We start from the raw sequence: 12,181 nt of genomic DNA, 5'->3' as shown, positions 1-12,181 counted from the left end.
GGTGATTAAATTTGGAGATTATTTTTAAACCCACTTATGGGATGATTAAGCACCAAGAGCCTAGTGAGAATGTGGCTCTGTTGTTAAGTACATTCATAGAGGAAGATTCAATACTGCTATTTTCCTTTTATGAGAGAAACATGCATATGTTAGATATCGATACACAAAAATTCATTTCTGATAGATGTGTATTTGTGAACTCGGAATGGGTTTTACCATGGAATGAATCGATTCCACACTGGGATAAACTAAATACACCACCAAAAATAATATGGTTTTTAGCAACAGAAATAGAAGAAATTATAAGAGCGATCGAAATTGATAATTTTTTTAGATGTATTATTCTTAAGCAAGGTGAAGAATTTAAACATTATTCGAACGTTCTATTTCATCAAGAGTACTATTCTTCTGTTGATGAAGAAGACTATCAGTATTATTTAGGATTTACTAATAAACGTGCTTTTTATAATTATTCTTTTGAAAAAGCCAAAAAGCGATTCAATATATCAATTATAGATTAGAATCATTACAATAAGCCTTGAGGTGACAATCCTCAAGGTCTTTCTTTTATCCCCATCCAGTGCCGATTGACATAACTGTCATCCTAAAACGAACTCCAAAAAAATCACAGAATCAACTTACAAAAATGAACATATATAAGACTGGAGTAAAGGAGGTGGGAAATGGGGATGCTCATTTGGTTTAAAATCGTATGGATGATCTCGATTCTAATTCAACATAGTTATGATATTTTAGAAACAGCTGCATTGGTCATATTTGGAGTCCCTTCCACACGATAATTGTATTAATATCATTAACGTATATAGCGCAAGACGGGTACCATTTAATGGGATGAAATATATAGTATCAACAATATTGACGACGTCGTTACTACTTTGTGATTTTTATTTAGTGGATGAAATGCCTAACGGGGATGGCTGTGTAATAATGTTGATAGTGATCCTGTACGATTAACGTCAGGACCAAAAATATGAATTAACTAACCTTACCAGAGAGAGAACAGGAAAACAATTGCCCTTGAAAAGAAGGGGGTAAAATATTGCTATATCAACTGTATGTTCAGAAGGATTAAAAAGAGGGGTATTTTAGAAACAAAAAAGGCACGATGGAATACGTGCTGATTAACAAAGGTACTAGCTTATAGGGAGACGCGGGGGATAAATGAAAGTGAAAAAAACATTGTTATATCTAAGCATTCCGTTGTTGTTGATATTTGCAATCATATTGTTAATTGCTTTACCTTGGCTTCTAATATTCATAGGGAATCAATTAGAACCTAATCCTTCACACCCTGAAATCACATATGGGAAATTTCCATTTCGTTTGGAATATGAAATTAACGGGCAACGAAAGGTTATTCAAGATACTTTAATATGCGAATATGATGGCATCGGTTCAAATGAAGCTCGCGGCAAATATCGTAAGTGGAAGGAAAGATTAGCCGGTGGAGATAGATTACTACCGGTGCTAGAAGTCAATAGCAGAATAGAAATATCCTATCATCCAGGGATTGCAGAGTACTATATGGGTGATTTGAATAGTACTGACGAGTATAAGCAAACTGCTGCTGACTCTATATTTATTGAACAAGAAGGCTTTATCATTAAAAAAGATGGAAGAGTTTTTGAAAATGATGGAAGGACTATTAACACTCAATTTTCCAATTCAAATGAATTACTTGATAAATACCATATTAAACTGATAAGCTGGGACTCTACCCCACCAATCAAGGATAATTTTCCTGAAGCCAAATAATGAGGAAGATGAAAAATTCCTTTTTTTGAGAAGGGGCTTTCTTAGACTACAAACGAGACTAATCCTCGCTTGTTTAGCAATAACCAGTTTTCAACGCGTGTATATTATGTCATTATCAAAGCTGCAAAGGACGACTATACGAGTAACTTAAAACTAAATTATAAAGCACTTGAAATTCCTTATGGTGATTTCAGGTGCTTTTTTTTGCGTCTCCGTATAATTCTATAAATCTAGTAACATAACTATGACATTTGGGGGATATAGCTTCTTCATAGGAGAAGGCATACAATCCATTTCATTTTTATCCTTCTAAACACAGTCGATTTATTCACAACTTTGTTACTTATTTGGTAAGATGGATTGCGAGATTGTTTTCAAATTGTTTTACTATATTTACCTACTATAGTCTGGTAATCTATTAATATATATAGGGGGAACGAAAAGACGTCCGGTTCAGTCGGTTCATATGCGTTTATGTTCTATATGTTGAGTGAATGTCTATATTGCCATGTCTATATCGTCATGTCTGTATAACTTCATAGACAAGCTAGAGATAGCTCCCGCACATTATAAAATACAGCACAGGATGGTGTAATGAATGAAGCTTTTAAATGCAAAATGGATGGCTGTATGCTTGATGGCAATCTGTTGTTTGGGTTTGCTAGGTATACATACGAATACGGCGAGTGCACAAGCGAAGGCTCCTTTGCTGGGGGTCAATGATGTGTTGCTAGATTCGAATACCATTCAGCCCGTAATGAAAAATGATAAGTTGTATGTTCCTATCGTTACATTAGGGCAAAAGATGGGGATTTCTACTTCGGCCAACGGAAATACATTGGTACTGACTGGACATAATCGCAGCTTTACGCTGGATTTGAACAAGGGGGATGTGTTCGAGCGTGGAGATCGTACAATGGTGCCCATTCGCACTTTGACCGATGCGTTTGGCTTCACTATTACGCTTCCAACAAGTAATCTGTATCGAATTCAGAACGCAAATGCTAGTTTGTCTGATGCTCAGTTTTTGAATACATTCGCAACAGAAATTAAACAGTATGCAGCTGTCAAACCGGACAAAGCCAGCAATACAGGCAACAAGGGAACTGCCTCATCATCCAGCCGTACGATTTATTTGAGCTTCGATGATGGCCCAACGGCGCATACGTCGCAACTGTTGGATATTTTGGATAAATATAATGCGAAGGCTACGTTCTTCATGCTGGGACCTGAAATTCGTCAACATAGCGCAGTGATGAAAAGAATGGTAGAGGCAGGTCATGGTTTGGGCTTGCATGGGATGACGCATCAGGTGAAGAAAATCTATGCATCCCCTGCAGCAGCACTCGCAGAGATGAATCAGGATAACGAAATTTTATTTAAGGCTACAGGAAAACGCACTTCTTTGATTCGTACACCTTATGGCAGCAAACCATATTTGAAGAAAGCATACCGCGATCAACTGACGGGCGCAGGCTATCATATTTGGGACTGGAACATTGATTCCAATGATTGGCGTTATACTAAAAATCCAGAGCATTTTGTACAGACTGTCCTAAGTGATATTAAGAGATTGAAAAAGCAAGGCAGAACACCAGTCGTTCTTATGCATGATAAGCCATCTACGATCAAGGTGCTTCCACAAATCATGGCTGCTTTGCAGAAAGAAGGCTATTCGTTCGAGCCGTTGAATGATAACATGACTCCGCTTAATTTTTGGAATGATCATCGTTAATTGAATAGCATGAAAGAAAAGACACCTTTCTAACCATTTATATAGTGGTTTTGAAGGTGTCTTTTTGTTGTATTTGCTCGGAGTTGTGAAGTTTGCAGCACGCTTTATATGAATCTATGAATTCATGTCTATGCACAGGTCATATGACTTTACGGGTTACCACGTCACTGCATATATTACAGTAACCGCCCCGAGAGGAGGAGAGGTATGAATATTAATCCGAGTATGTTTAGTATGATTTGTGCTACCGCAGGAGCCCTTATTACGTTTGCCTTTGGCGGCTGGAATCAGCTAATGGTGCTATTCACGGTTGCAATGGCTGTTGATTATGTGACTGGAGTCGCCGCAGCAATTAAGACTGGGCAAGGTTTGAGCAGTAAAGCCGGTTTTTGGGGGTTGGCGAGAAAGGCTTTAATGCTTATGGTAATTTCTTTGGCGCATCACGTGGATCTCCTGATGGGTACCGAAATCATGAAAGGGGCGACAACGTATTTTTATTTATCCAATGAATTGATCTCTATTACGGAAAACTGTTCACGAATGGGTCTGCCGCTCCCACCGAAGCTCAAGAATTTTTTTGCCCTATTAAAGGACAAGGAGTCTGATGGTAAAAATGGTGGAAAAGATCGCTAGAATTACAAAGTTTCTTTCCGTATGTGGGGCGTTATGATAAAATTTTCAAGAGAACATTTTAAGATAAGGAGCCTATACGCATGATTAAACATATTGTTTTGTTCAAATTGAAAGACCGCTCCCCTGAAAGCATTGAGCACACAGCATCCATTTTGCGCAGTATGAACGGCAAAATCAAAGAGCTGCTGTCACTCGAAGTAGGTATTGATGTGATTCGTTCGGAACGTTCTTATGATATTTCCCTTACCGCTGTTGTCGAAACACTGGAGGATTTGCAAACGTATCAGGTACACCCTGTGCATCAGGAAATTATTGTACACATGAATGAAGTGAAGGATGTATCTATCGCAGTTGATTATGAAATCTAAAGCGATTACTGGAGGTGCAGGACCTTGTATTATGTCAACCGGGAACAAATTGAGCTTCGACTAGGGGCTGTTCCCGACATTGTCGCCGGACTTCGCCAGACTTCTGCTGCCTGGAACGGCGATCTGTTGCAGGGACTAGTGCAGGAGCGCTGCCTTCATCTGGCGATTGAGACGGTAACGGACGTAGGAAGCTATATCATCGACGGATTTATTATGCGTGACGCCAGTAGCTATGAGGATATTATCGGTATCATTCATGAGGAAGGTGTACTGGATGATACCGTATTTCATTCGCTAGTAGAGCTGGTAGGCTTACGTAAACCCCTAGTACAGGAGTACTTTCATTGGGACCGGACAAGCCTTCACCCGCTTACACCTAAGCTGCCTGGGTTGCTGGAGCTTTTTGCATCTAACGTGCATGATTATTTAAATAAGGAATTGGGTCCCCAGCCCGAGGGAGTGTAAAGGCAAAAGTGACGGATAAGTATATCGTACCCGAAATGCCCACTAGGCGCATGATCATGACATTATTGAAAACCCAGGGACCTGTGGGCGTCGGAAGCTTGGCAGCTCAATTGGGCATTACCGAAATGGGAGTGCGCAGGCATCTCAAATTGATGGAGCAGGATGGTCTGATCGTGGCTACGATCGTGAGACAGGCGATGGGACGCCCGACGTTTTTATACAGTCTGAGCGAGCAGGGAAGCGAGCAGTTTCCTCGTAATTATGATCATCTGTTACTGGAACTGTTAGAGGAGCTGGATGAAGAACAGGGAATGGAAGCTGTTTACTCGCTGTTTGATGGTAGAAAACGTAAAATGATGAAGCGCTACGCCCCTCACATGGAGGGGGAGACTACACTGGCTTCACGTGTGGAAAAGCTTTCGGGCATCCAAAATGCTTCCGGATATATGGCAGAGTGGCGCGAGGAAGAGGATGGTAGCTACTCTATTGTGGAATACAATTGTCCTATCTCTCAAATTGCAGGCCGTTACCGCAAGGCTTGTGAATGCGAGCAGCAAATGTTTGAGGAGCTGCTTGATGCCGAGGTTATTCGTGAGGATTGTTTAGCGGATGGGGGCCGTTGTTGCCTGTATCGTATCCGCTCTAAAAAAAAGTAAAACTTTTCAGGCTTGTTTTCTGTATCATGACAAGCTCTCCATGCTTATAATGCACTAACAGATGGGCATTCGCCCGGGCACAAGGGAGAGATGATGATGAAGGAGAACTGCAAAAGTTTTATCCGAGGCGCGTTGGCAGGCAGCATTGTTGGTTCGGTTGCTGCTTTGTTATTTGCCCCTAAGTCAGGTCGTGAGCTGCGTCAGAATATTACAGATCAGGCGCGCAACGTAAGTGATAAGGGACAGGAGCTAGCGGAGAAAATTTCAGACACCTCAATTGAGTATACTGACAAAATTAAGGAGACAGCCTCAGCCGTCATTCATGAAATCGGGCAATGGCGTAAAAAGGGTGAAATTATTCCTGAGGTTAGTATTTCATCAGCGACTGTTCAAGAAGATACGGAAAAAGATGCTCTGTAACGGTCTGTAAAACGTAGGTGAAACACAGAATACAGTTTGAATTCGTGGCTTCCCCCGTTGGGGTGGAGCCTTTTTATTGATCACTTCCTCGTTTTAGGGTAATCTTTTGGGGTACCTTTTACACGAATACGACATAAGGTATGTAGCAACGGATAGCTTTCCGAGATGAAACAACTCATATTTGAACAAAAAAGGAAGCGGTGTGTACGTGCAGCAAGCGATTGCAATATTGGATTCCGGTGTAGGAGGTTTGACGGTTGTAAAAGAAGTTATGCGTCAGCTTCCACGGGAAAAAATCATTTATTTTGGAGACACTGCGCGCACTCCGTATGGCCCCCGACCATCGGAAGAGGTTAAAAAATTTACAGAGCAAATGGTTGATTTTCTGATTCAATTTGATCCGAAAGTCATTATTATTGCTTGTAACACGGCTACTGCCGCGGCATTGGACTATATAAGCCAAAAGGTATCCATTCCGGTGATCGGAGTCATTCACCCCGGGGCTCGTGCTGCGATCAGCGCGACTGCTACCGGGCATGTCGGGGTGATTGGGACTGTCGGTACGATTCGAAGCGGAGCGTATACAGCTGCGCTCAAGCAATTGTCTCCTTATGTAGACGTGGTGAGCCATGCTTGTCCTGCGCTTGTTCCATTAGTGGAACAAGGGTTATTCCGCTCCAAGACGACATCGCAGGTTGTGGAGGAGACATTGAGACCTATTCAAACGTATCCGATTGATTGTCTGATTCTTGGTTGTACGCATTATCCTTTTTTGAAGGAAACGATTCAAGAAGTCATGGGACCTGCAGTGAAGCTCATTAGCTCAGCAGATGAAACGGCGCGTGAGACGAGCACCATTTTGTATAACAAAGGCAAGTTGGAAGCTGGGGACGAAACGCCGGTACATCAGCTTTTTTGTTCCGGCGATCCTGAATTGTTTCAGCGCATTGCCGCACAGTGGCTCGGGGAGCAAATTCGCCAAACGCCTGTCGTCTGGCAAGTCACCAATTTGGATTAACGAGACAACCGACTTTTTTTGTCATTGGACAAATGAAGTCGGTTGTTTTGCTTTTCGCTACATCAAGACACGCCGCGTCTGCATAACATGCAGTAAGGCAGATGGAAGGGGCGTAGTAAGATGAGGGAATATATCGTTCAAAAAGGAGATACATTGCACCGGGTCGCCTCGGCTTTTAAACTATCGGCGGATACTTTAATCGTAGATAATCCGTGGGCCGCCACGCAACCCTATCTGATTAGTGGTCAAGTGTTATATATTCGTCCGTCTACGGATCGTAAATACGTTATTCAGCCTGGTGAATATGCAAGCCAGATTGCCAAGCAGTTTGGTGTGGAGCTTGATGAGTTACGGCTAGCGAATCCAGGACTTGCGGAGCATGATTTTACGGAAGGGAAAACAATTGTTATTCCTGAAGACCATCAGGATCAGATTGTACGATTACGTGGAGAGTATGGATATGAAGATTTAAAGGAAGACCTAGCGGCCTTGGCCCACAGATATCCATTTATTGAAGTTGGCAGCATTGGCACCAGTGTCATGGGGAAGGATATTCCTTATGTACGTATTGGGCAGGGAACGCGTAAAATTCATGCCAATGCTTCTGTTCATGCTAATGAATGGCTGACGACGCCTTGTTTGCTGCGTTTTATAGAGCAATATGCACAAGGGATCGATGGGACTGGAGAACATGCAGGGGCCTCTCAATGGGTGTATGGAGGTTCTCCGCGGGATCTGCTGGAGCATACATCCTTATGGGTGGTCCCGATGGTCAACCCGGATGGGGTAGAACTGGTGCAACAAGGTGTACTCCCAACTCATCCGTTGTATCATGACCTCGAAAAGTGGAATGAAGGACGTGCTGATTATCGCGGTTGGAAGGCCAATATTCGTGGTGTTGACCTCAACGATCAATTTCCGGCATATTGGGAAGAAGAGGTACGCAGACGCGGTAAAACAGGTCCGTCTCGACGAGACTATGCAGGACCTGCACCTTTGTCTGAACCAGAGTCCAAGGCGCTTGCCGATCTGACGGAGCGCGAACAGTTCGACATGGTGTTATCCATACACAGTCAGGGACAGGAGATCTATTGGAATTACCGGGATCTAGAGCCTAAGGAGAGCCGAGATTGGGCCTTACGGCTAGCTGCCGCAACAGGGTACCGGGCAGTAAAACTGGGTGGTAGCGATGCAGGGTACAAGGATTGGTTTATACAGCGATTTGGTAAACCAGGGTTTACCGTTGAAGTCGGTCTAGGTGTAAATCCGCTGCCCATGCGTGATTACGATGATATTGCAGCAGAAGTGGGCATGTTAATGGCAACAGTGCTGTCATGGTAAAAAATTCGGCCTACTGAAACGTATCGAATCATTTGCGCGTATTAGGAGGAACACGTTTTTTATAAGTGTTCCTCTTTACATGTCCCTTCAATGGGGTATATTTACTTAGGAGCATTGGAAATGGAGTGAACAACCTATGAAGTGGAAAAGACTACTATCTCTCCGTCAATGGTCACATGTATTTCGTCGTATGCCCCGATTGATTACTTCATCAAGGATTCCGCTGGGAGAAAAATTACTCTTTGCGGTGCCTGTGTTGCTCTATTGGGTATTACCTGATGTCATGCCGTTTATGCCCATCGACGATATTGGTGTGACGCTATTGCTTATGAATTGGTTTGTCACCCGTGCCGAACGAAAATATCCAGATGTGCTTGAAAAACAGCGTGTACGTGTTCGGTAGATAAGCTTATGAATTTCGTGATTGCGATTTTTCACGATTTTCTTTACAATAGGAATATTGCCTTTTGCTATGCTGAACATAATTGTGATCTATTGGCTCATAATGATGTTTCAGGCGCAGCTGTGCCGCCGTAGTACCTCTTTCCCTCTGGGATGGAGGCTAATTATTTGAGTTGTTGATTTTACCCGCTAGGTTGTGTGGTGTGGATATGTATCCAATGAACCACATTACATTTTATGAATATGAAGGAGATGAAGTTTGATGAACTGCAAAATTACTCGTAACGCAGCTAAAGTATTGAAACTTGAACTGGATAAGGAAGAGAACCAAGGGAAGAGCCTGCGCGTTGTTATTACTCATGCTCATGGAGATCATGCTCATTACGGGCTGGATTTGGACACGCCTAAAGAAACAGATACTGTCGTATCTACAGATAAAGGCATTGACGTCATTTTGGAAAACGGCCAGCCGCTGCTGGATGGTGTAAAAATTGATTACTTGTACTTCCCCGAAGAAGGATTTGTCATTACTAACCCTTCCCAAGGTAATCACGGCGACCACTAAGCCGGAGCTCGGAGGGATGACAGATGGCCAATGATATTCGCGTATGTGATGAATGCAATCATATCCGCTTGAAAACGATCTTGCCCAAGTTGCAAAAGATGGCACCAGATGCCGAGATCAAAATCGGCTGCAAATCGTATTGCGGTCCTTGTGGAAAACGGGCGTTTGTGTATGTGAACGGACGTTATGTGAGTGCGGCCACAGAGGATGAAGTATTGGAGAAGGCTGCGCGCTTTATCAAATAGTTCCAGTACGCAGCATTTGCAATTTTTGAATAGTTCCCCTTCTTCTGATCCATGCTAATGGATGTAGAACACTGCCCAGAAGGAGGTGTGACTCATGGCCCAATATGATTCCAATCTCGACAATCACAGCGTTGAGGCTCAAACACAAAACTCGGTGGACAGGCTGCACAATGCCGTCTCTCAAGCATTGTCACATCCGGCTGAGCAACTGATTGAACAGGCGGAGCAATCTCGCACTCATGCGGAACATGCCATACAGCAGGCGAAGGATAGCCTTGGTGACGATGCAGTAGAAGTTGCGGAGGACATGCTTGGTGAAGAGGTACAACGGCTTGAACAGGCTAAAAAAACGTTGCGTTCCTAAGCATTTGTGAATGGTAACGAGCGCAGTCGAGTGACAATCCATATAAAAAAGCACGATCCACAGCACCTACAAGCTGATGGATCGTGCTTTTTTGTTATATGCAGGGCGGTTATGCGATCGGCATCCTTAAAAGAGTTCGGGGAGGATGCTATGTCAGCAACCTCCCACAGAAAGTCTATTAGATACAGAAGGAGTTACTTCTTTGTTTGTGGTTCCCATTCGCGAATAAGATCGTATGTGATAACCTGATCAGATATGTTCAACCGATTGAGAGCTTCGGTATAGCCCGGTCCGCAGGCGTTGACATCTGTAGGCTGGCCTGTACTCAGGTTGTAACAGGTTCCTTTGGAGAATGTACCGTCCTCCGATGGAATGTAGTACACTCGTCCATCGGTGAAAGCACCAGTACGCAGTACAACCATACGAGGCTTCCCGCTAAACAGATCGTTTCCCATAAAATGATATGGTTTTGTAGAAATCCCAAGTAGGTGCATGACGGAAGGCGTCAGATCCAACTGACCTGCCGGTTCCGAATACGTGCCCGCCTGACTTCCATCAGGAAGATGCACAAGCAATGGTACCTGATTCATGATTTTCTGCATGTCGAGATCCGTAAGTGGCTTGTCTAAAAACTTCTCATACAGTGCTTTGTCTTTAATAGAATTGTCATGATCCCCATAAAACATCAGGATCGTATCATCCCACAGTCCGTCTTTCTTCATCTGATCTACCAATTCGCCCAGTGCTTCATCTACATAATGGACAGATTTCAGATAGTCTCCGAACATGGTACCTTCAAACTCGCCAACGTCCAAATCTACCGCGTCAGGTGACAGGTTGTACGGATGATGGCTGGAGATACCGACCATATAGGCGTAGAACGGCTGCTTAACTTCGGTGGTGAGATCATTGAGCGTTTGACGGAAAAAGGATTTATCTCCCAAGGACCAACCGAGTGGCTCATCTATTTTAAAATCTTTTTTACTGTAGAACTTGTCATAGTTCATTGCCTTATACATGGTGTAACGGTTCCAGAAGCTGCTATCGTACACGTGAAACGCATTGGGACTATACCCAGTATCCTTCAAAATGGAAGGTAACGTATCGAATTTATGGTCCGCATAACGGATAAATACCGAGCCAGTAGGGAGCGGATGCAGCGAAGCATGTGTAGAGAAGTCCGCGTCCGAAGTACGACCCTGCGCAGTCTGGTGAAAATAATTGTTGAAATACATGCTTTCCTTCGTCAGTTTGTCAAAGTTAGGCGTAATCGCTTGACCGTTGATCTGTTTGCCGATAAAAAAGTTCATGAACGCTTCAGCTTGAATGACCATCACGTTTTTTCCCTTATACTTGCCAGATAGATCATTTTTAACCTGAAGCAACTTTTGGTGCTGATTAAACCATTCCTTATCCTTATCAGATTCCGCTTGAGCCAATGTTGGCTGGGGACCAAGGTGATCTTGACCATAACGGTAGATGTCATATCCATGAAATCCGATCAATCCGGTTACGTTGTACAAGGCCATTGACCACCAGTTGCCGACAAATATGCCAGTTGCCCACGTGGAGGTATAATATTTGATCGGCCCAAATGTCAATACATAGCCAATCAGGAAGGCCAATGCCCCTTTGGAGAAGCGAAGCAGGAACCTCCTTGTGAACGAGCTTCGGGATGCTTCTAAATAAGTATCATTCGTTGTAAGTCGACGTCGTAACGAAGCCACAAATATGACATACGGAATGAACAGAATCCAGTCTGCAAAAAAGAAAATATCCCACCAGTACATAAGGGATGCGATACTCCCGCCCAGAGAATCAACTTGTCCGGCTTGAAGTAAGACGGGAATCGTAATGAAATCCTGGAAATACCGATAATAAACCATGTCGGAATAAATGAGCGCGGTGAGCAAAATATCGAGCACCACAAGAGCAATCAAACGTCCGCGACGTGGTAGCCATAAGGTCCAGAAGCTCACAAGTAAAAGAGAACCCATAGCGATGACATAATCCAGCGGATTCATGTCAATATTTTGGGCATGCAAGTTATAGTGAATCAGTACGAGCTTGCCGATCATAAGTACAAAAAACAGACCTAATCCAAAATATCGAGACAGCAGCACTCTGCTGAACGTGTTACCAGTGCGACTTGCACTGGACGTGCGAATAACCAACACTTTACCCCCTCCGGCA

At 43.4% G+C, this 12,181-nt stretch carries 15 protein-coding genes; 14 read left to right on the top strand and 1 reads right to left on the bottom strand.

What is annotated here, in order from left to right; translation table 11 throughout:
- The first annotated feature begins 11 nt into the window (after positions 1-11).
- The 14 genes from G9G54_RS25215 (at position 12) to G9G54_RS02535 (ending at position 9,988) form a co-directional block, all read left to right on the top strand.
- Entirely contained in the window at positions 12-521 is a 510-nt protein-coding gene (locus tag G9G54_RS25215) for a hypothetical protein (RefSeq protein WP_238807645.1), read from the top strand.
- Positions 522-1,182: 661 nt separating this feature from the next.
- Positions 1,183-1,776, top strand: coding sequence for a hypothetical protein (locus tag G9G54_RS02595; RefSeq protein WP_165175895.1), 594 nt, complete (start codon positions 1,183-1,185; stop codon positions 1,774-1,776).
- Positions 1,777-2,374: 598 nt separating this feature from the next.
- The gene (locus tag G9G54_RS02590; protein WP_165175893.1) at positions 2,375-3,511 is read left to right on the top strand and encodes a polysaccharide deacetylase; all 1,137 of its coding nucleotides are present in this window, start codon (positions 2,375-2,377) and stop codon (positions 3,509-3,511) included.
- 207 nt (positions 3,512-3,718) lie between these two features.
- Positions 3,719-4,144 carry a phage holin family protein gene (locus G9G54_RS02585; RefSeq protein WP_023987985.1) on the top strand — a complete coding sequence of 142 codons (426 nt, stop codon included), beginning with the start codon at positions 3,719-3,721 and terminating at the stop codon, positions 4,142-4,144.
- A gap of 80 nt (positions 4,145-4,224) precedes the next feature.
- Positions 4,225-4,512, top strand: coding sequence for a Dabb family protein (locus tag G9G54_RS02580; RefSeq protein WP_165175891.1), 288 nt, complete (start codon positions 4,225-4,227; stop codon positions 4,510-4,512).
- A 24-nt stretch (positions 4,513-4,536) separates the two neighbouring features.
- Positions 4,537-4,977, top strand: coding sequence for a DUF86 domain-containing protein (locus G9G54_RS02575; protein ID WP_023987986.1), 441 nt, complete (start codon positions 4,537-4,539; stop codon positions 4,975-4,977).
- An 8-nt stretch (positions 4,978-4,985) separates the two neighbouring features.
- The gene (locus G9G54_RS02570; protein ID WP_165175889.1) at positions 4,986-5,633 is read left to right on the top strand and encodes a helix-turn-helix transcriptional regulator; all 648 of its coding nucleotides are present in this window, start codon (positions 4,986-4,988) and stop codon (positions 5,631-5,633) included.
- 96 nt (positions 5,634-5,729) lie between these two features.
- The gene (locus G9G54_RS02565) at positions 5,730-6,053 is read left to right on the top strand and encodes a YtxH domain-containing protein (RefSeq protein WP_165175872.1); all 324 of its coding nucleotides are present in this window, start codon (positions 5,730-5,732) and stop codon (positions 6,051-6,053) included.
- Between the two features lie 208 nt (positions 6,054-6,261).
- Positions 6,262-7,071 carry a glutamate racemase gene (racE, locus tag G9G54_RS02560; protein ID WP_023987989.1) on the top strand — a complete coding sequence of 270 codons (810 nt, stop codon included), beginning with the start codon at positions 6,262-6,264 and terminating at the stop codon, positions 7,069-7,071.
- A 120-nt stretch (positions 7,072-7,191) separates the two neighbouring features.
- Positions 7,192-8,412 (top strand): M14 family metallopeptidase, encoded by a 1,221-nt coding sequence (locus G9G54_RS02555; RefSeq protein WP_165175870.1) that lies wholly within the window; start codon positions 7,192-7,194, stop codon positions 8,410-8,412.
- Positions 8,413-8,548: 136 nt separating this feature from the next.
- On the top strand, positions 8,549-8,815 hold the full coding sequence (locus G9G54_RS02550) for a hypothetical protein (protein ID WP_165175868.1): 267 nt from the start codon (positions 8,549-8,551) through the stop codon (positions 8,813-8,815).
- A gap of 261 nt (positions 8,816-9,076) precedes the next feature.
- The gene (locus G9G54_RS02545) at positions 9,077-9,379 is read left to right on the top strand and encodes a heme biosynthesis protein HemY (RefSeq protein ID WP_013309686.1); all 303 of its coding nucleotides are present in this window, start codon (positions 9,077-9,079) and stop codon (positions 9,377-9,379) included.
- Between the two features lie 23 nt (positions 9,380-9,402).
- Positions 9,403-9,624 (top strand): DUF1450 domain-containing protein, encoded by a 222-nt coding sequence (locus G9G54_RS02540; RefSeq protein WP_007429791.1) that lies wholly within the window; start codon positions 9,403-9,405, stop codon positions 9,622-9,624.
- A gap of 94 nt (positions 9,625-9,718) precedes the next feature.
- Positions 9,719-9,988, top strand: coding sequence for a hypothetical protein (locus tag G9G54_RS02535; RefSeq protein ID WP_061828621.1), 270 nt, complete (start codon positions 9,719-9,721; stop codon positions 9,986-9,988).
- A gap of 194 nt (positions 9,989-10,182) precedes the next feature.
- Here G9G54_RS02535 and G9G54_RS02530 read toward each other — a convergent pair whose 3' ends face one another.
- Positions 10,183-12,165: an LTA synthase family protein gene (locus G9G54_RS02530; RefSeq protein ID WP_165175866.1), complete on the bottom strand. Its 1,983-nt coding sequence runs from the start codon at positions 12,163-12,165 to the stop codon at positions 10,183-10,185.
- Positions 12,166-12,181: the final 16 nt, after the last annotated feature.

The organism is Paenibacillus sp. EKM212P (assembly GCF_011066115.1).
GTDB lineage: Bacteria > Bacillota > Bacilli > Paenibacillales > Paenibacillaceae > Paenibacillus > Paenibacillus polymyxa_B.
This window is presented reverse-complemented; position numbering and strand designations above follow the sequence as displayed.